This window comes from Stutzerimonas sp. KH-1 (genome assembly GCF_054483855.1).
This window is the reverse complement of the sequence record NZ_CM137011.1, coordinates 3,631,083-3,648,302: the sequence shown is the minus strand read 5'-3', so window position 1 is coordinate 3,648,302 and position 17,220 is coordinate 3,631,083. Positions and strand designations below refer to the sequence as shown.

19 protein-coding genes are annotated in these 17,220 nt (G+C 64.6%); 11 read left to right on the top strand and 8 right to left on the bottom strand.

The window, feature by feature from the left end:
• Positions 1-46: 46 nt before the first annotated feature.
• Complete coding sequence (locus tag ACX1DW_RS17550) at positions 47-622, top strand: cytochrome c oxidase assembly protein (protein ID WP_125871061.1); 576 nt, start codon at positions 47-49, stop codon at positions 620-622.
• Positions 619-1,515, top strand: a complete 897-nt coding sequence (locus ACX1DW_RS17545; protein WP_133455193.1) for a cytochrome c oxidase subunit 3 — start codon at positions 619-621, stop codon at positions 1,513-1,515. Before ACX1DW_RS17550 ends, ACX1DW_RS17545 begins: the two co-directional genes overlap by 4 nt.
• Before the next feature lie 7 nt (positions 1,516-1,522).
• Here ACX1DW_RS17545 and ACX1DW_RS17540 read toward each other — a convergent pair whose 3' ends face one another.
• Positions 1,523-1,726 (bottom strand): twin transmembrane helix small protein, encoded by a 204-nt coding sequence (locus ACX1DW_RS17540; RefSeq protein WP_003303658.1) that lies wholly within the window; start codon positions 1,724-1,726, stop codon positions 1,523-1,525.
• 70 nt (positions 1,727-1,796) lie between these two features.
• Between ACX1DW_RS17540 and ACX1DW_RS17535 the strand changes: the two genes are divergently transcribed.
• The 5 genes from ACX1DW_RS17535 to ACX1DW_RS17515 are packed head-to-tail and all read left to right on the top strand — an operon-like array spanning position 1,797 to position 5,769.
• Positions 1,797-2,534 (top strand): SURF1 family protein, encoded by a 738-nt coding sequence (locus ACX1DW_RS17535; protein WP_133455191.1) that lies wholly within the window; start codon positions 1,797-1,799, stop codon positions 2,532-2,534.
• Positions 2,509-3,087: a hypothetical protein gene (locus ACX1DW_RS17530; RefSeq protein WP_020308372.1), complete on the top strand. Its 579-nt coding sequence runs from the start codon at positions 2,509-2,511 to the stop codon at positions 3,085-3,087. Before ACX1DW_RS17535 ends, ACX1DW_RS17530 begins: the two co-directional genes overlap by 26 nt.
• Positions 3,088-3,140: 53 nt before the next feature.
• Positions 3,141-4,196, top strand: coding sequence for a COX15/CtaA family protein (locus tag ACX1DW_RS17525; RefSeq protein ID WP_407042503.1), 1,056 nt, complete (start codon positions 3,141-3,143; stop codon positions 4,194-4,196).
• A gap of 16 nt (positions 4,197-4,212) precedes the next feature.
• On the top strand, positions 4,213-5,112 hold the full coding sequence (cyoE, locus tag ACX1DW_RS17520) for a heme o synthase (protein WP_011915172.1): 900 nt from the start codon (positions 4,213-4,215) through the stop codon (positions 5,110-5,112).
• Between the two features lie 21 nt (positions 5,113-5,133).
• Positions 5,134-5,769, top strand: a complete 636-nt coding sequence (locus ACX1DW_RS17515; RefSeq protein ID WP_458991999.1) for an SCO family protein — start codon at positions 5,134-5,136, stop codon at positions 5,767-5,769.
• Between the two features lie 98 nt (positions 5,770-5,867).
• Here ACX1DW_RS17515 and ACX1DW_RS17510 read toward each other — a convergent pair whose 3' ends face one another.
• From ACX1DW_RS17510 to ACX1DW_RS17495, 4 genes are all read right to left on the bottom strand, one after another.
• Positions 5,868-7,049: a PepSY-associated TM helix domain-containing protein gene (locus tag ACX1DW_RS17510; RefSeq protein WP_458991998.1), complete on the bottom strand. Its 1,182-nt coding sequence runs from the start codon at positions 7,047-7,049 to the stop codon at positions 5,868-5,870.
• Between the two features lie 70 nt (positions 7,050-7,119).
• Positions 7,120-9,606, bottom strand: a complete 2,487-nt coding sequence (locus ACX1DW_RS17505) for a TonB-dependent siderophore receptor (protein WP_458991997.1) — start codon at positions 9,604-9,606, stop codon at positions 7,120-7,122.
• A 100-nt stretch (positions 9,607-9,706) separates the two neighbouring features.
• Entirely contained in the window at positions 9,707-10,669 is a 963-nt protein-coding gene (locus ACX1DW_RS17500; protein ID WP_458991996.1) for a FecR domain-containing protein, read from the bottom strand.
• Positions 10,669-11,184, bottom strand: a complete 516-nt coding sequence (locus ACX1DW_RS17495) for a sigma-70 family RNA polymerase sigma factor (protein WP_102839093.1) — start codon at positions 11,182-11,184, stop codon at positions 10,669-10,671. Before ACX1DW_RS17495 ends, ACX1DW_RS17500 begins: the two co-directional genes overlap by 1 nt.
• Positions 11,185-11,350: 166 nt before the next feature.
• On the opposite strand from ACX1DW_RS17495, the gene ACX1DW_RS17490 reads away from it, so the two are divergent.
• Positions 11,351-11,878, top strand: coding sequence for a DUF3617 domain-containing protein (locus ACX1DW_RS17490; protein ID WP_208217103.1), 528 nt, complete (start codon positions 11,351-11,353; stop codon positions 11,876-11,878).
• A gap of 60 nt (positions 11,879-11,938) precedes the next feature.
• Here ACX1DW_RS17490 and ACX1DW_RS17485 read toward each other — a convergent pair whose 3' ends face one another.
• On the bottom strand, positions 11,939-12,301 hold the full coding sequence (locus ACX1DW_RS17485) for an NADH:ubiquinone oxidoreductase (RefSeq protein WP_313477921.1): 363 nt from the start codon (positions 12,299-12,301) through the stop codon (positions 11,939-11,941).
• 70 nt (positions 12,302-12,371) lie between these two features.
• Here ACX1DW_RS17485 and ACX1DW_RS17480 point away from each other — a divergent pair, with 70 nt between their 5' ends.
• Positions 12,372-13,358, top strand: a complete 987-nt coding sequence (locus ACX1DW_RS17480) for a CobW family GTP-binding protein (protein WP_458991995.1) — start codon at positions 12,372-12,374, stop codon at positions 13,356-13,358.
• Positions 13,359-13,362: 4 nt separating this feature from the next.
• Here the strand turns inward: ACX1DW_RS17480 and ACX1DW_RS17475 are convergent, their stop codons facing one another.
• Both ACX1DW_RS17475 and ACX1DW_RS17470 read right to left on the bottom strand, forming a co-directional pair.
• Complete coding sequence (locus ACX1DW_RS17475) at positions 13,363-13,737, bottom strand: DUF3301 domain-containing protein (RefSeq protein ID WP_102839668.1); 375 nt, start codon at positions 13,735-13,737, stop codon at positions 13,363-13,365.
• Positions 13,738-13,819: 82 nt separating this feature from the next.
• Entirely contained in the window at positions 13,820-14,227 is a 408-nt protein-coding gene (locus ACX1DW_RS17470; protein WP_200597015.1) for an SMI1/KNR4 family protein, read from the bottom strand.
• Positions 14,228-14,454: 227 nt separating this feature from the next.
• Here ACX1DW_RS17470 and ACX1DW_RS17465 point away from each other — a divergent pair, with 227 nt between their 5' ends.
• Both ACX1DW_RS17465 and ACX1DW_RS17460 read left to right on the top strand, forming a co-directional pair.
• Positions 14,455-16,725, top strand: coding sequence for an ATP-binding protein (locus tag ACX1DW_RS17465; RefSeq protein ID WP_458991994.1), 2,271 nt, complete (start codon positions 14,455-14,457; stop codon positions 16,723-16,725).
• Entirely contained in the window at positions 16,725-17,198 is a 474-nt protein-coding gene (locus ACX1DW_RS17460) for a response regulator (RefSeq protein ID WP_023446463.1), read from the top strand. The genes ACX1DW_RS17465 and ACX1DW_RS17460 overlap by 1 nt, the downstream gene beginning before the upstream one ends.
• The last annotated feature ends 22 nt before the right edge of the window (positions 17,199-17,220 follow it).

Genomic DNA, 17,220 nt, shown 5'->3' with positions numbered 1-17,220 from the left:
AGGTCGACCGCGAAATGGCCCGCTCCCACCAAACGGGGATGCTCTCATGAACGAGTCCCTGCCCACCCGGCGCCTGGTCCGCCGCCTGCTGTTCGTCGTGGTCGGCATGTTCGGTTTCGGCTTCCTGCTGGTGCCGATCTACGACGTCATGTGCCAGGCGTTCGGCATCAACGGCAAGACCGCCGGCGCCTACACCGGTTCGCAGAGCGCCGACGCGGCGCGGGCGGTGCGGGTGCAGTTTCTCGCCACCAACGCTGCCGGCATGCGCTGGGAGTTCGGCCCGCTGGCCGACCAGCTCAGCGTGCACCCGGGCGCCAGCCAGGAAATCCGTTTCGTCGCCTACAACCCCACCGACAAGCCGATGACCGCGCAGGCGATCCCCAGCGTCTCGCCGTCGCGGGCGGCCGCGTACTTCCACAAGACCGAATGCTTCTGCTTCACCCAGCAGGTGCTGCAACCGGGCGAGCGCATCGAAATGCCGGTGCGCTTCATCGTTGATCGCGACCTGCCCGCCGATGTGCATCACCTGACCCTCGCCTACACGCTGTTCGACATCACGTCCCGCCAGCCGCCGGTGGCCGTCAACGCCACATCGGCCCCGGCCAAGGAGAGTCTGCAATGAGCCAACAGACCACCCACGAGCAGTACTACGTTCCTGATCAGAGCAAATGGCCGATCATCGCCACCATCGCCCTGCTGGTCACCTTCTACGGCCTGGGCAGCTGGTTCAACGACCTCAAGGCCGCCCGTGATTCGTCCAACGGGCCGCTGATCTTCTTCGTCGGCGCGCTGCTGATCGCCTACATGATGTTCGGCTGGTTCGGTTCGGTGGTCAGGGAAAGCCGCGCCGGACTGTACAGCGCACAGATGGACCGCTCGTTCCGCTGGGGCATGAGCTGGTTCATCTTTTCCGAAGTGATGTTCTTCCTCGCCTTCTTCGGCGCGCTGTTCTACATCCGCTACTGGACCGGCCCCTGGCTCGCCGGCGAGGGCGACAAGGGCATCAGCAACATGCTCTGGCCCAACTTCGAGTACAGCTGGCCGCTGCTGAACAATCCCGACCCGAAGCTCTACCCGGCACCGGAAGGCACCATCAGTGCCTGGGGCCTGCCGCTGATCAACACCATCCTGCTGGTCAGCTCCAGCTTCACCCTGACCTGGGCGCACCATGCGCTGCGCAAGAACAACCGCCAGCACCTGAAGCTCGGCCTGGGCCTGACCGTGCTACTCGGTGCGGCGTTCCTGGTCCTGCAGATCGAAGAATACGTGCATGCCTACACCGAGCTCGGGCTGACCCTGGGCTCGGGCATCTACGGCGCGACCTTCTTCATGCTCACCGGCTTTCACGGCGCCCACGTGACCATGGGCGCGATCATCCTCACGGTGATGCTGGTGCGCATCCTGCGAGGGCACTTCAGCCCCGAGCAGCATTTCGGTTTCGAGGCGGCGGCCTGGTACTGGCACTTCGTCGACGTGGTGTGGATCGCGCTGTTCGTGTTCGTCTACGTGATCTAGGGAGCTCTCAGAAACCGAAGGCGGGGCGCAGCTGCCCCGTATAGAAACCCCAGCCGATCAGCGCAACGGTCAGTGCGCTGAGGCTGACGCGGATGAACAGGGCCGTGATCACGCGCGAGGTACGGCCCTCGTCCCTGACCAGAAAGAACAACCCACTGAACAGACTGACCAGCGTGGCCACTAACAACAGAACGATCGCCGCCTTGAGCATGAGCGATTCCACGACAGGGGTATTGGGGGTGGAGTATAGCCAGCCGTATCGACACATCAGGCTGCCGGCCATGAGCGGCTTCAGGCCCGGGCTGCTGCCGACCCTGCTGGTGCTGGCCATGCTGCCGGTGCTGGTCTGGCTGGGCTTCTGGCAACTGGAGCGTGGCGAGCAGAAGCGCGAGCTGCTGGAGCGCCAGGAAGCCCGTCAGCAGGCCGCGCCGCTGGCGCCCCACGAGATCGAACGGCTGAACGACCCGGCCTTCGCCCGGGTGTTCCTGCAGGGTCGCTTCGATGCCGAACACAGCTTCCTGCTCGACAGCCGCACCCGCGACGGCCAGGTCGGCGTCGAACTGCTGCAGCCCTTCCATGACGAACTCAGCGATCGCTGGGTGATGGTCAACCGCGGCTGGATTCCCTGGCCGGATCGCCGTGTGCCACCGGCCTTCGACACGCCGGCGCAGCCGTTGAAGCTCGCTGCCTGGGTCTACGTGCCGCCGGGCAAGCCGTTCGTCTTTAGCCACCGCACGGCCGAGGGCTGGCCGCGCCTGATCAACCATGTCGACATCGAGGCGATGTGGCAGCAGGCGGGGCGCGAGGGGGTGATCCACGAGCTGCGCCTGGAGCCGGGTCCGAGCGCCTATCGTGCCGACTGGGCGATCACCAGCATGAGCCCGTCGCAGCACCTGGGTTACGCCGTGCAGTGGTTCGCCCTCGCAGCGGCACTGCTGGCGCTGTTCATCTATTTCGGTGTGCATCAGGCACGGGGGAAGCGCAGTGAGCACGATGAATCCAACCCTCTCCAGCGGTGAAGGGAAACGCGGCCGCGGTCGGCTGCAACTGCTGCTGATCATCGGCGTGGTGCTCGGCCCGATGCTGCTGGCTTCGGCCATGTACCGTTTCGGCTTCTGGGTGCCGGAAAGCCGCAGCTATGACGGCGTGCTGATCGCCAACGGCCAGGACCGTGCGGCCATCGGCGTCAGCGCTACAGCGCCCGAGCGGCGCTGGGAGCTGCTGGTCACCGCGCCGCAGGGTTGCGAGGCCCAATGCCAGCAACTGGTCTACCTGGCCCGCCAGATCAATATCGGCCTGGCCCGCGAAGCGGCCCGCGCCGGCCATGCACTGGCCAGCGCGACGGCGCTGGACGAAGCCTACGAACAGCGCCTGCGTCGCGAATACCCGCAGCTGCAACGCCATACGCTGGACGCCGCCGTCTATGCCCGCAACCCCGAGGCACCCGCCACCCCCCAACTGTGGATCGTCGACCCCCACGGCAATCTGGTGCTGCGCTACGACGTCGGCGCCGACGGCAAGGCGATTCTCGACGACCTGAAATACCTGCTGAAGATCTCGCAGATCGGCTGAGGCACTGCGCCGCTGCGCTGCGGTCCCAAACAGGCCGCCCCAAGGAGAACCCGATGGCCAGACCCGGATACCGCCTCGCCCTGATCGCCACCGCGCTGGCCGTGGTAGTCGTGCTGCTCGGTGCCTACACGCGGCTGACCCACGCCGGCCTCGGCTGCCCGGACTGGCCCGGCTGCTACGGTTTCCTTGCCGTGCCCATGAGCGAACACAAGCAGAACCTTGCCGCGCTGCGCTTTCCCGATGCACCGCTGGAGGTGCGCAAGGGCTGGAACGAGATGGTCCATCGCTATTTCGCCGGCGCCCTCGGGCTGGTGATCCTCGCCCTTGCCGTACAGGCGATACGCCGTCGCGGCCAACCCGGGCAGCCGGTGAAGTTGCCGCTGCTGCTGCTCGCGGTGGTCATCGCCCAGGCAATCTTCGGCATGTGGACGGTGACCCTGCAGCTCTGGCCGCAGGTAGTCACCGCGCACTTGCTCGGGGGGTTCACTACGCTCAGCCTGCTGTTTCTGCTGTGCCTGCGGCTGTCCGGCGCGCTTGCTCCCTTGCCGGCCGTGGACGGTCGTCTGTGCAGATTCGCCGGCATCGCCCTGCTCGCGGTGGTGGCGCAGATCACCCTGGGCGGTTGGGTCAGCAGCAACTACGCGGCGGTGGCCTGCACCGATTTCCCTACCTGCCACGGCGAATGGTGGCCGCGGATGGACTTCGCCAACGCCTTCAACCTGACCCACCACGACATCGGCCCCAACTACCTCGGCGGCCTGCTCTACGGCGAGGCGCGCACGGCGATCCATGTCAGCCACCGCATCGGTGCGCTGCTGGTGACGCTGGTGATGCTGCTGCTCGCCGCCATGCTCATGCGCCGCGGCCTCGGCCGCCTGGCCGGGCTGCTCATCGCCGCGCTGGCGCTACAGGTCGGCCTGGGTATCAGCAACGTGGTGTTCAACCTGCCGCTGGCGGTGGCCGTCGCGCACAACGGCGGCGGTGCCGCGCTGCTGCTGGTGCTGGTACTGGTCAATTACCGGCTGCGCCAGTCTGCACATGCCACCCGGCAAACCGAGCCTGCATCGATTTCGAACACGACGGGGCAGCTCGATCTGCCCCGCGCATGACCACAAGGAGAACCCCATGGCGACTCTACTCAGCGAACGCGGCGCCCAGGCCAGCTGGCGCGACTACCTGGAGCTGACCAAGCCGAAGGTGGTGCTGCTGATGCTCATCACCTCGCTGGTGGGCATGTTCCTCGCCACCCGCGCCGGTGTGCCCTGGACGGTGCTGCTGTTCGGCAACCTCGGCATCGCCCTGTGCGCCGGCGGCGCGGCGGCGGTGAACCATGTGGTGGACCGGCAGATCGATTCGGTGATGGCCCGCACTCACAAGCGGCCACTGGCCGAAGGCCGGGTCTCGCCGGCGGCGGCACTGACCTTCGCCTTCGTCCTCGGCGTCAGCGGGCTGGCCCTGCTGCTGACCTTCACCAACGCCCTCGCCGCCTGGCTGACGCTGGCCTCGCTGATCGGTTACGCGGTGATCTATACCGGCTTTCTCAAGCGCGCCACACCGCAGAACATCGTCATCGGCGGCCTGGCCGGCGCCGCGCCGCCCCTGCTCGGCTGGGTCGCGGTAACCGGCCAGGTCACCGCCGAGCCGCTGCTCTTGGTGCTGATCATCTTCGCCTGGACGCCGCCGCACTTCTGGGCCCTGGCGATCCACCGCAAGGACGAGTACGCCAAGGTCAACGTGCCGATGCTGCCGGTGACCCATGGCGTGCACTACACCAAGGTGCACATCCTGCTCTACACCGCCATGCTGCTGGCGGTCAGCTTCATGCCCTTCGCCATTCACATGAGCGGCCCGCTATACCTGGCCGCCGCGGTGCTGCTGGGCGCGCGCTTCCTCTACTGGACCATCGCGCTGTACCGCGACAGCCGGCCACATGCGGCAATCAAGACGTTCAAATTCAGCATCTGGTACCTGTTCGCGCTGTTCATCGCGCTGCTGGTTGATCATTATCTGCTGCTCGATTTCTAAGCAGCTGCACTAAGGACATCCATGACCCGCATCCAGAAAACCGTCTTCATTCTCGTGGCGCTGGTGGCGCTGGTCGTCGGACTGACGGTTTCCAAGGTGCTCAACAGCCAGCGCCAGCTCGATCCCACCCAGCTGCTGGATGCCGGCATCGTCCTGCTGCCGCAGAGCCGCACGGTGCCGTCACTGAGCCTGACGGATCAGAACGGCGAAGCGGTGAAGGTGGACGAGCTGGACGGACAATGGACGCTGCTGTTCTTCGGCTACACCTTCTGCCCGGACATCTGTCCCACCACACTCGCGGAGCTGCGCCAGCTCGACGGCATGCTGCCCGACGCCGCGCGCGACCAGCTGCGCATCATCCTCGTCAGCGTCGATCCGAATCGCGACACACCCGCGCAGCTCAAGGAATACCTCGGCTATTTCAACGCCGGCTTCCAGGGCCTGACCGGCCCGCTGGACGATATCCAGGCCCTGGCCAACGGCGTCGGCATTCCCTTCATTCCGGGGGATACCAGCAAGGAGAACTACACCGTCGACCACAGCGGCAACCTGGTCCTGATCGGCCCGGACGGCCGCCAGCAGGGTTTTATTCGCGCGCCGCTGCGGGTGCAGAAGCTGTCCGAGCAGTTGCCCGAGTTGATCAACCAGGCGGAGTGACGCTCAGGCGCAGCGCCGCGAGGCGAGGTTCCCGCCAGCCCGGCAGATGAGTACGACCCGCTTCGCCCAGGCGGCGAAGCGAACGTCGCTTCGCCGCATCAGCCCGCCTCCGCCATCGCCCCACGCCTTGCCGCGGCCTGCCGCCTTGCCGACAGCTTGCGCCACCAGATCACCACGCCGGTCACCGACAGCACCGCGATCGCCACGCCCAGCAAGGCGATCAGGATGCGACCCGGCAGGCCGAGAATGCGCCCGCCGTGGATCGCCGGTTGCAGCAGGTGGAACTGCTGCCCCAGCGTGCCCTGGCCAGGAATCTCCTGGCCGAGCAGGCGCCCGTCGGTGCCGTGGAAGAACAGCCAGGCATTGCCCTGATTGCTGTCGTGCTCGCCGAAACCGGCGCCATAGAAGTTGTACTCGAAGCTGTAGTACAGCTCGGTGATCGCTTCGGTCAGGCCAAGCTCGGCGGCGTGCTGCACGGCGTAGTCGTACGCCTGGTGGAAGTCATAGGCGGTGGTGCCCAACTGCTCGGCCGGCATCCGCCCGCGGGCCTCGTAGACGCTCGGCTCAACGGGCGAGAACAGCGATACCACCGGCTTGAACACCTGCTCCGGCAGGTTCATCGCCACGCTGCTGACCGCCACTGGCGTGAGCAGCAGCCACAGCCACAGGCCGCCGGCGCGGTGCACGTCGTGGTTCATGCGCTGGCGCTTGATCTTCCAGGACGTCCACCATTTGGAAAGGAACGGCCGGCCGCGAGGGAAGGTCAGCACCAGCGAGACGAAGCAATCGATCACCCAGGCGATGGCGACGATACCCATCAACCACAGCCCCCAGTTGCCCGGCAGCGACAGGTTGTAGTGAAACTCGAGGATGAAGGGCACGAAGTTCTTGCGCGAGAAGCAGCACTCGCCCCAATAGCGCGTACCCACCGAGTCGCCGGTCACCGCATCGATGTACTGCACCACCGGGCGCTCGCTATATGGCTTGCCAGTCGCCGGATCGTTGCGCGGCACTAGCGCCACCAGCGCGGCGTGGCCGGGTTCGCTGGGAAACTCCATGTACCAGACCTGCATGCGCGGGTTGGCCTGCTCGACACGTTCCACCAGCGTTCCCGGCGCGAGCACCGGCCCCTCACTGGTAGTGTGGTAGAACTCCGGGTTGAGCCATTCGTCCAGCTCATGATGGAAGGCCAGGATGCTGCCGGTGATGCCGGCGAGAAACAGAAAGATCGCCGTGGCCAGGCCGATGTATCGGTGCAGGAGCACGAGAATGGAACGCATCGTCGGTTGTCCGTCTTTCAGAAAGCACAAAGCCGCCGGCCTTTGGGGACCGGCGGCGGTTCAGCGTTGATCAGAAGTCGTAGGTCACGGTAGCCATGACATTGCGCTCCTCGCCGTAGTAGCACTGGCTCAGGCTGTTGCACGCGGCGACGTACTTCTCGTCGGTGAGGTTGTTCAGGTTCAGGCGCACGCCGACACCCTGCAGCCCGACGCGGGACAGGTCATAACCGAGCATGGCGTCGTACAAGGTGTAAGACGGGATGCGCAGGGTATTCTCCGCGTCCGCCCAGCTCTTGCCGAAGTAGCGCGCGCCACCGCCTACCTGCAGACCGGCCAACGGGCCCTGATCGAAGGTGTAATCGGTCCACAGCGAAGCCATGTTGCGCGCCACCGCGTTCGGCGTGTTGCCGCGGTTGTTGACGCCAGCGGCACCGGTGAAGTCCTTGGAATACTCGACATCCATGTAGGTGTAGCTGGCGATCAGGTTGACCTGCTCGATGGGCCGCAGGCGCGCTTCGACTTCCACGCCTTTCGAGGTGAGTTCACCCACTGCGCGGTAGAAGTTCTCGTTGGAATCCTTGTTCGCCAGGTTGGATTGCTTCAGGTCGAAGTAGGAGATGGTGTACAGATCATCGGTGCCCAGCGGCTGGTACTTCAGGCCCACCTCGTACTGCTCGCCTTCGGTGGCGTCCAGCAGGGCGATGTCGTAGATACCCGGCGATACCTCGTTATAGGCCGCGGTGGCGTTGGGGTTGAACGACTCGGAGTAGCTGGCATAGGGCGACAGGCCGTTGTCGAAGGCATAAAGGACGCCGACGCGGCCGGTGAACTGCTCCAGCTTGGCGCGATCGTCCTGATCGCCGTAGCTGGCGTCGTCGGTATGGTCGAAGGACACGTCAACCCAGTCCTGACGCATGCCGAGGGAGAAGCGCCAGTTGCCCAGACTGATCAGATCCTGCACGTAGAGGCCGGTCTGCTCTAGCTCGCGGGTTTCATCGTACTGGTGATAGAACACCGGAGCGCCGGCGCCGACAGCACCGGTGTAGGGATTGATCGTGGGCAGCCCGTAGCCTGCGTCATAACTCACCTTCGCCTTGCGCCGCTGGTAATCGAGGCCGGTCACCAGGGTGTGGCTGAGTGCGCCGGTATCGAAGAGAAACTGCAGCTGGTTGTCGATGGTCCAGGCGTGCAGCGCTTCGTCGGCCCCAGTGTAGTAGCGCACCAGCTCGTCGGCCGTCGCATAGCCGTACTGGTAGACCTGCCCGGAGTCCACGGTCGAGTCCAGGTACTGGAAGTTCTGCCGCGCCGAAACCACGTCGTTGAAGCGATGCTCGAGCTGATAGCCGATCATCTGCTGGTCGCGCTCGAACTTCTCGTAATCCTCGTCGCCTTCGAAGAAGCTGCGTGAAATGCGCTGCCCGTTGTGCGACGTGACCGTGCCATCGGCCGGCAACCCGCCGTGGTAGCCACTTTCCGGATCGCGCTGCAGCATCGCCAGCAGGGTCAGGCGGGTGTCGTCGGTGAAGTCGATGCTCACCGAGGGCATCACCGCATAGCGCTGCTCCTCGATGCCATCGACCTGGTTGTCGGCGTCCTTGGCGACGCCGACCAGACGGTAGGCGATGCGCTCGTCGGCAAGCGGGCCGGTGAAGTCGAACGCCGCCTGCTTGTAGTCGTTGCTGCCGTAGGAGAACTGCAGCTGGCGGCTGGCTTCCTTCTGCGGTTTCTTGCTGGTCATCGCCACCAGGCCGCCAGGCAGGCTACGGCCGTAGAGCACCGAGGATGGGCCCTTGAGGATGTCGATGCGCTCGATGAAATACGGATCGACCTGCAGGCTGCTATAGGTGCCGCTGTCGCCCAACAGCTTCTGCCCATCGAGGTAGAGGTTGTCCACCGAGCCATCGGTGATGCCACGCATGGCCACGTAGTCGTAGCGGGTGGTGGCGCCATAGGGCGTGCTCATCAGGCCCGGTGTGTAGCGCACCGCCTGAGCGATGGAGCGTGAGCCCTGATCCTCGATCTGCTGGCGGGTGACTACCGAGACGGTCTGCGAAGTCTCTGCCAATGGCATGCTCGTCTTGGTCGCCACGCTGCTGTGGGTGGCGTTGTAGCCTTCCATCGAACCCAGCGCATTGCCCAGAGCGAAGCCTTCGACGGTCATCGGTTGCAGCTCGACGGCATCGGACTGCGCGCTGCGGCGAGTCAGCGAATAGTTGCCCTGGCCATCACGCACGGCCTGCAGACCGCTGCCCTGCAGCAGTGCGGCGAAACCTTCATCGATGCCGTACTGACCCTTGAGCCCGTTGCTTTCCAGACCCTGCACGAGGCTGCCGTCGACCGACAGCAACACGCCCGCTTCGCCGGCAAAGCGGCTCAGCGCGCTGGACAGCGCGCCTGCGGGGATATCGTAGCTGCGCACGGCCTGCTGGGTTGCCGCCTGCGCCTGCGCGGCAGCGGGTACGACAGCAGCCAGCGGCAGGCACAGCAGCGCGGCGCGGATACCCAGCGCCAGGGTACGGGAGCGATTGGGGGTGAAAGGCAAGGCGGAAGAGCGCATGAATGATCCTGTTCGACGTGACGGGTTTCGTCCTATGCCCGGCCAGTTCGAAGAAAGGGAACTGCAGATGCGAATATTTTTTATTCGTGTCCGTATTGGCTCAAACGCCAGCGCGCTCGGTCGCCGGCTCGAGACTGACCCACCAGGCCATACGTCGCTCGATACGCACCGGCAGCGTGGCGGCCAGCGCGTCCAGCACCCGCTCGGTATCGGCAAGGGGAAATGCCCCGACCACACGCAGATCGGCGATACGGGGATCGCAGCCGAGGTAGCCATGCCGATATCGCGACAGTTCGGCGAGGAAGTCCTCCAGGCGCTGGTTATCGGCCAGCAACACGCCGGTGGTCCAGGCCTGGTGCTCGGCGCTGGCCGCCTCGAGCGGTTCGACGCCGCGACTGCCGAACGCCGTCTGCTGCCCGGCCGGGATGCTGGTGATGCCGAAGCCGTCCAGCTGAATATCCACTATTCCGGCGAAGACACTGACCCGGGTCCACCCATCGTCCTGGCGCACCGAAAAGCGCGCGGCCTGCTCGCTGTACAACCGCCCTTCGCGGCTGGTGACCAGCAACGGGCGCGCCCGCCGGCTGGCGGGGGCCTCGATCAGCAACTCGCCACGATACAGCGCCAGCTGCCGTGTCTTGGTATCGAAGGCGATATCCAGCGCCGTATCGGTGTTTAACCACAGGCGTGAGCCATCGGCCAGTTTCATGTCGCGCACCTCGCCCACCGCGGTGCGCTCGTCGGCGGCCCACTGTCGCCACGGCATATGTCCGCTGGCCAGGCTCAGCGCAGTGCCACCGCACAGCACCGACAGCATCTTCAGCGCCTGGCGCCGATTCGATCGGCGGCTGTGCAGAAGCCCACCCGCGCTTCGGCCGACCGGGTCGGCCGCCAGGGGCTGGAACTGCCCGCTGATGCGCTCGACCCGAGCCCACGCGCGGGCATGTTCCGGCTGTTCCAGCCATGCGGACCATGCCTGATGCTCTGCGCGACTGGCCGAGCCGGACTGCAACACGGCGAACCATTTCGCCGCCTCCTGCAGCACGCGGTAATCGATGCCCATCAATCGTCCTCGACCAGCATCAGGCAGTGCAGCATGGCCTGGCTCATGTATTTCTTCACCATACGCTCGGAGACGCCGAGTTCGCTGGCGATCGCCGCGTAGGTCATGCCGTGCAGCTGCGACATCAGGAAGGCACTGCGGACCCGGGTCGGCAGACGCATCAGCATGGCATCGATCTGCAACAGGGTTTCGACGATCAACGCCTGGGATTCGGGCGATGGCACGACCGGTTCCGGCTGCAGGGCAAGCGCATCCAGATAGGCCTGCTCGATCTGCCGACGCCGCCAATGGTTGATCAGCAGCCCCTTGGCGATGGTGTGCAGGTAGGCTCTGGGCTCGCGAATGGCAGCCATGTCCTGATCCTTGCTGAGCACGCGCACGAAGGTATCCTGCGCCAGGTCAGCCGCACGCTGATTGCAGCCCAGCTGCCGACGCAGCCAGCCATTGAGCCAGCCGTGATGATCGGCGTAGAGACGGTGCAGCATCTGTTGCCGAAGCATGCCTTCAGTTGCCATGCGGCCTCCCATGAGCGCAGCAGGCGTTAATGCTAACGCTTCTCAACAACATAAATCCATGGCAATCGCCGCATTTGCTCATTGATCGGATGACCGTCAGCATTTGGCCGGTACTGCGGCGACCGTTCGGCTAGGCTGAGAGGGACATAGCCTCAGGAGCTCAAGCATGATCCGCCCTCTATCACTAGCCGTGTCGTTCAGCCTCTCGCTGGCCCTGCTGCCGGCCCATGCGCAGCAGATCCTGCCGGGCCTGTGGGAATTCAGCAGTGGCGACATCCAGGTGGACGGCCAGCAACTGCCGGCCATGCAGCAGATGATGGAGCAGATGCGCAACCTGCCTGCCGACCAGCGCCGGATGATGGAAGGAATGTTTGCCGCGCATGGTGTGCAGCTGGGCGCCAACGGGGTACGCATCTGCCTGAGCGAGGCGCAGGTGGCGTCGGGAGACTTGCCGTTTCAGGACGATCCGGCGTGCAAGCAGGAGATCACCGAGCGTGGCGATAAGCTGTGGAAATTCAGGTTCGAGTGCCCGGATGCCCAAGGTCAGGGCGAGACGCGCTTCATCAGCAACAAGGAATTCGTCAGCACCGTGGAAAGCCAATACCGCCAGGGCACCGAGACTGGAACGTCACGAATCGAATCCCACGCGCGCTGGATAGCGGACGATTGCGGCGCATTGAAACCGGCTAGGTAAGAGGCAAAAGGGAAATCAGCAGAGGTTCCACGTGAAACCCCTATGGCTGCTGGGCTGGCGTCAGTTCTTCTCCCAGCGGCCCTGGTTGTTCTGTTCGCAAGCGGGCTGGAGAAAGCGCGCATCACTGGCGATGCCGTAATAGTGGATGTCCTGCCGGTACGGCATGTTCGACACCTGCGCGTTGCGGCAGACACCGAAGGCACCGTCCGGGCACTGATCGACGAACTCGACTTCGACCTCGTGATCCTTCAACTGCGGCTGACAGAAGCCGGTGCGGAACAGCTCTGCGGGGATATTGATGTTCGCCTGGCACAGCTTCACTGCCACGCGGTCGTCGTGGCTGTTAATGACGCACGCTTCAGCCATCACGTCGGCAGCGACGAGCAGGCCGCACAGGGCTGTCAGCAAGAACGGTAGCCGCACGATTTCACCTCTCCGAGAACCGCCGGTGACTTTAGCATGAGCCACCGGCCCCTTTCAGACCCAGCGCAAAATGCGCAACATGGCCGCCATGCTCGAACATATCCCGACCCATGTCATCGGCGGCCCGCTTGGCGCCGGCAAAACCAGCCTGATCCGCCACCTGCTCGATCAGAAGCCCGCCGACGAACGCTGGGCCGTATTGATCAACGAGTTCGGCCAGATCGGCCTGGACGCCGCGTTGCTTAAGACCGAAGCAGACGGTATCAGTCTGGCGGAGATCCCCGGCGGCTGCCTGTGCTGCGTCAACGGCGTGCCGTTCCAGGTTGGCCTGGCGCGCCTGCTGCGCCAGGCGAAACCAGACCGCTTGCTGATCGAGCCCTCCGGCCTGGGTCACCCGGCGGAACTGCTGCGTCAGCTCGGCCAGTCGCCATGGCAGAGCGTGCTGAGCATCCAGCCGAGCGTGCTCGTGCTGGATGCCGCCGCCCTCAGCCGCGGCGAAGCCCTGCCCGACAGCCAGCGGCAGGCCCTGACGCAAGCCGGACTGCTGTTGATGAACAAGAGCGAATCACTGGACGCATCCGGTCGAACACGACTGACTGAGCAACTGCCCAAGCAAACGCTTTACTGGACCACGCAAGGCCAGTTGCCCCTAGAACGGCTTCCCGGTATCGACGCTCGCGCCAGTGAATCAGCACGCGCGACCACCCTGCCCTGCGGGTCGGCGACGCTGGCGCAGGTTTGGCTCGATCCGCGCCAGCCGATCTGCCAGGTTCAGGTGACAGCGGAGTACTGGAGCATCGGCTGGCGCTGGCACCCGAGCCAGCGTTTCGATCTCGACCAGCTCTCGCAATGGCTGGCGCGCTGGCCCTGGCGTCGCGCCAAACTGGTGGTCCACGGCCGCAGCGGCTGGCAGTCAGCCAATGCACTGGATGGTCAGGTGCTGGTCTTCAGGAGCAGCGAGTGGCGGCGGGATTCGAGGATAGAGCTGATCTTCAGCGAACCGCAGTCGCAGGCGGAATTGCAACAGGGCATGACGGCGTGTCGTATCGACGACTGACCCGTCAATCGCGGGGGCGGCGCCAGTCGTCCAGCTGGATCACCCGCCCCGGCTCGTCGGCGGGCTGGAACGGGTGTGCCGCCAGCTCGATACGGCCGACCTGGGCACCGAACATGACGATGGTACCGGGGTGCCGCTGCTCACCGGTGACCGTGAACTCGAACCCGTAGATGCGGGCAAGCCGGCGCTGGCCGCGTGCATCCGGCAACAGGGTCAGCTTGCGAAACGCCACATTGCCGTCGAGCAGTTCCACATCGAGCTTCTGACAATGTCGCCGCACTGCCTGCAAGGCACGCTCGCGAATGCCATGGGAATGCCAGAGCCAGGCGGCCGCGGCTGCCAGCAACATGAACAGGAAGAGATTGCTCAGAGTCAGCATGAAGTAAGCCAACGTGACCGGCGGGTGCACAGCTTAACAGGCCGCCGCGGCGGGGCCGTGTGGACAGCGCCGTACATCCGTTTCAGCTCTCCAGCCAGACGTCGCGCGCCCAGTGCCAGACCGTCTCCCAGGTTTCTTCGGTGAGCTCACAGTCGTCGCCGTCCCACAGGGTGACTTCACCTTCCAGGTCGACCACATAGTAGTCACGCCCGTCCTGGCAGATCGGAATCAGATCGCGCGGCACGCCGGCATCCCAGGCATTGGCGGCGACTTCCGGCAGGTAGGTGTGCGATTGCGGATCGGTGGCGGTGACCGGCTCCAGGCGCCCGTAGATCACATCGCTGACCTGAAGCAGGAACTCGCGCAGGCCGAACGGGAGGTTGATCAACAGCTGTTCCTCGATCTCCACCAAGAGATCGTCGTCGGGCAGTTCCAGCGGTACCGGCACCGACTCGTTGAGCTCGCGCAGCTGTTCGATGACTTCTTCCACATCCACCTCCTGTCGTATGCCCCCCAGGCAAGGCCCCGTTTATACAGCCCGCCGGATTGGCGAGCCAGTTCTGTCGCGTTAAAGTGCATGGCTTAGCGAAACGCTCGGTTAATACATTCACGGCGACTTGCCCGATTCAATACGCACAATTGCAGAAATTAGGTAGCAATTTGCATTGGTGCCTGCCAAACACATCTGGTCCGCTCGGACCTGAACAAGGACACGCAATGACTACTACCGAAGCCCAGGAGTTGCTCCAGGCCATCGATCGATGCGCCGACGAACCAATCCATATCCCCGGTAGCATCCAGCCCCATGGTTTCCTGCTGGTGGTCAGCGAGCCCGAGCTGCGTGTGCAGCAGGCCAGTGAAAACGTTCAGCTCTGGCTCGGGATAGACGCCCGCTCGCTGGTCGGCCAGCCTCTGTCGAACCTGCTACCCACCGCACGCATCGAAGCCGGTCTCACGGCACTGAGCGAAGACGACCACAACCCCTTCCACCTGAGCGATGTAAGCATCGGTCTCACCGGTGTCGCCGGCCAGGCGTTCGCCCTGCTCGGCCATCGCCATCGCGGCCAGCTGATCCTCGAATTCGAACGCGCGGAAACCTCCGGCCAGGCCTATGACACCCTCTACCCGCTGATGCGCACCTTCGTCGCCCAACTGCAGGACAGCCGCGAGCTGGAAGCGCTCTGCCAACTGGCGGTTCGGGAGGTCAAGCGCATCACCGGCTTCGGCCGCGTCAAGGCCTATCGCTTCGATGCCGAAGACAATGGCGTAGTGCTGGCAGAGGTCGCCGACCCCGGCTATCCAAGCTATCTCGGGCTGTGCTTCCCGGCTGCCGACATCCCGCAGCAGGCGCGCCGGCTGTATCGCGAAAACCTGATCCGGGTGATTCAGGACGCCAACTATCAACCCTCGCCGCTGATACCGGCCCTCAACCCGATCTCCGGGGCACCGCTCGATCTGAGCTTCGCCGCACTGCGCAGCGTCTCCCCGGTGCATCTGCAGTACATGCGCAACATGGGCACGCTGGCGTCGATGTCGATCTCCATCGTCATTCGCGACCGCCTCTGGGGGCTGATCTCCTGCCATGATGCCGAACCGCGTGCGGTCAGCTACCAGACCCGCACCGCCTGCGAGCTGCTCGGACGCATCCTTTCGCTGCAAATCGAGGCGCGGGAAAGCGAGATCGTCGCTCAGCGCAAGCTGGAACTGCGCCACCAGATCGTCCACCTGCTCGCGGCGATGGCCGATCGCGACAGCGTGGTCGAGGGTTTCCGCCACCTCCCCGAGGTGGTGCTGGGGTTCGCCGGTGCCGATGGCGCGGCGATCATTTCCGCCGACAAGTGCGAAACCGTCGGCGACACACCGGAGCATGAACAGATCCTGCAGCTGGCGCGGTGGCTGGGCGAACGACGCGACGAACTGGTCTTCCACAGTGACTGCATCAGCCGCGACATTCCCGACATGCCGGCACTCGCCGAGCACTGTGCCGGGGTCATGGCCATCTCCATCTCGCGCCTGCACGCGCACTATCTGATCTGGTTTCGCCACGAGCAGATCAAGACCGTCAACTGGGCCGGTCAGCCGGAAAAACAGATCGACCGTCAGAGCGGTGCGCTCACTCCGCGGCACAGCTTCGAACAATGGCAGGAAACCCTGCGCGGCTATGCGCAGCCCTGGGATCAGGTGGTGATCGAGGGCGCGCTGGAACTGCGCAATGCGGTGCTCGGTATCGTCTTGCGCAAAGCCGAGGAGATGGCCCAGCTGGCCGGCGAGTTGCGCGCCAGCAACAAGGAGCTGGAGGCCTTCTCCTACAGCGTTTCCCACGATCTGCGCGCTCCGCTGCGGCACATCGCCGGCTACACCGAGCTGCTCAGCGAGATGGAGAGCAAGCAACTGAGCGAACGTGGGATGCGCTTTCTCGACAACATCGCCGACGCCGCGCGCTTCGCCGGCACGCTGGTGGACAACCTGCTGAGCTTCTCGCAGATGGGCCGTTCGGCGTTGCGCCTGTCGGATGTCGACCTCGGTGCATTGGTCGCCTCGATTCGCGAGGAGCTGGCGCCTGACTGCGAAGGTCGCCAGATCGAATGGCACCTGCTGCCGATGCCGATCGTAGTCGCCGATGCCGCCTTCATTCACATGGTGCTGCGCAACCTGATCGACAACGCGGTCAAGTACAGCCGCACCCGGGAGGTGGCCGTCATCGAGGTGGGTGCCGAACAGCGCGCCGGCGAAGTGGTCGTCTATGTGCGCGACAACGGCGTCGGCTTCGACATGCAGTATTCGAGCAAGCTGTTCGGCGTGTTCCAGCGCCTGCACCGCATGGAGGAGTTCGAAGGTATCGGCATCGGCCTGGCGAGCGTGCGCCGCATCATCGAGCGCCACGACGGCCAGGTCTGGGCCGAAGGCCAGCTGGACAAGGGCGCCACGTTCTACTTCTCACTCCCAAAACTGTCCTATACATCGTCCCTCCTGGACCGAGACATCTGATGCTGAAACCGATACTGCTGGTCGAAGACAACCCCCACGACTTGGAACTCACCCTGATCGCGCTGGAGCGCAGTCAGCTGGCCAATGAGGTGGTGATCATGCGTGACGGCGCCGAGGCGCTGAACTACCTGCAGCGCACCGGCGCTTACGCCGATCGCGCCGATGGCAATCCGGCAGTGCTGCTGCTGGACCTGAAGCTGCCCAAGGTCGACGGCCTGGAAGTGCTCAAGACCGTACGCGAGACCGCCGAGCTGCGCAGCATTCCAGTGGTCATGCTGACCTCTTCGCGGGAAGAACCCGACCTGATGAAAGCCTACGAGCTCGGGGTGAACGCTTACGTCGTCAAACCGGTCGAATTCAAGGATTTTGTCGCCGCAATCTCCGACCTCGGCATCTTCTGGGCCGTGCTCAACGAGCCGCCACCCGGTTCGCTGCGTCTCAAGCGCGCGCGCAACAAAGACGAAAAGAACTGAACGAGCATTGCCGGCCCGTGCC

What these genes read in the sequence shown, in the direction of transcription:
- ACX1DW_RS17505 (WP_458991997.1), bottom strand. Translation starts at nt 9,606, where the DNA reads ATGCGCTCTTCCGCCTTGCCTTTCACCCCCAATCGCTCCCGTACCCTG.
- ACX1DW_RS17500 (WP_458991996.1), bottom strand. Translation starts at nt 10,669, where the DNA reads ATGGGCATCGATTACCGCGTGCTGCAGGAGGCGGCGAAATGGTTCGCC.
- ACX1DW_RS17545 (WP_133455193.1), top strand. Translation starts at nt 619, where the DNA reads ATGAGCCAACAGACCACCCACGAGCAGTACTACGTTCCTGATCAGAGC.
- ACX1DW_RS17460 (WP_023446463.1), top strand. Translation starts at nt 16,725, where the DNA reads ATGCTGAAACCGATACTGCTGGTCGAAGACAACCCCCACGACTTGGAA.
- ACX1DW_RS17550 (WP_125871061.1), top strand. Translation starts at nt 47, where the DNA reads ATGAACGAGTCCCTGCCCACCCGGCGCCTGGTCCGCCGCCTGCTGTTC.
- ACX1DW_RS17530 (WP_020308372.1), top strand. Translation starts at nt 2,509, where the DNA reads ATGAATCCAACCCTCTCCAGCGGTGAAGGGAAACGCGGCCGCGGTCGG.
- ACX1DW_RS17525 (WP_407042503.1), top strand. Translation starts at nt 3,141, where the DNA reads ATGGCCAGACCCGGATACCGCCTCGCCCTGATCGCCACCGCGCTGGCC.
- ACX1DW_RS17465 (WP_458991994.1), top strand. Translation starts at nt 14,455, where the DNA reads ATGACTACTACCGAAGCCCAGGAGTTGCTCCAGGCCATCGATCGATGC.
- ACX1DW_RS17495 (WP_102839093.1), bottom strand. Translation starts at nt 11,184, where the DNA reads ATGGCAACTGAAGGCATGCTTCGGCAACAGATGCTGCACCGTCTCTAC.
- ACX1DW_RS17515 (WP_458991999.1), top strand. Translation starts at nt 5,134, where the DNA reads ATGACCCGCATCCAGAAAACCGTCTTCATTCTCGTGGCGCTGGTGGCG.
- ACX1DW_RS17480 (WP_458991995.1), top strand. Translation starts at nt 12,372, where the DNA reads ATGCGCAACATGGCCGCCATGCTCGAACATATCCCGACCCATGTCATC.
- ACX1DW_RS17535 (WP_133455191.1), top strand. Translation starts at nt 1,797, where the DNA reads ATGAGCGGCTTCAGGCCCGGGCTGCTGCCGACCCTGCTGGTGCTGGCC.
- cyoE (WP_011915172.1), top strand. Translation starts at nt 4,213, where the DNA reads ATGGCGACTCTACTCAGCGAACGCGGCGCCCAGGCCAGCTGGCGCGAC.
- ACX1DW_RS17510 (WP_458991998.1), bottom strand. Translation starts at nt 7,049, where the DNA reads ATGCGTTCCATTCTCGTGCTCCTGCACCGATACATCGGCCTGGCCACG.
- ACX1DW_RS17475 (WP_102839668.1), bottom strand. Translation starts at nt 13,737, where the DNA reads ATGCTGACTCTGAGCAATCTCTTCCTGTTCATGTTGCTGGCAGCCGCG.
- ACX1DW_RS17490 (WP_208217103.1), top strand. Translation starts at nt 11,351, where the DNA reads ATGATCCGCCCTCTATCACTAGCCGTGTCGTTCAGCCTCTCGCTGGCC.
- ACX1DW_RS17540 (WP_003303658.1), bottom strand. Translation starts at nt 1,726, where the DNA reads ATGCTCAAGGCGGCGATCGTTCTGTTGTTAGTGGCCACGCTGGTCAGT.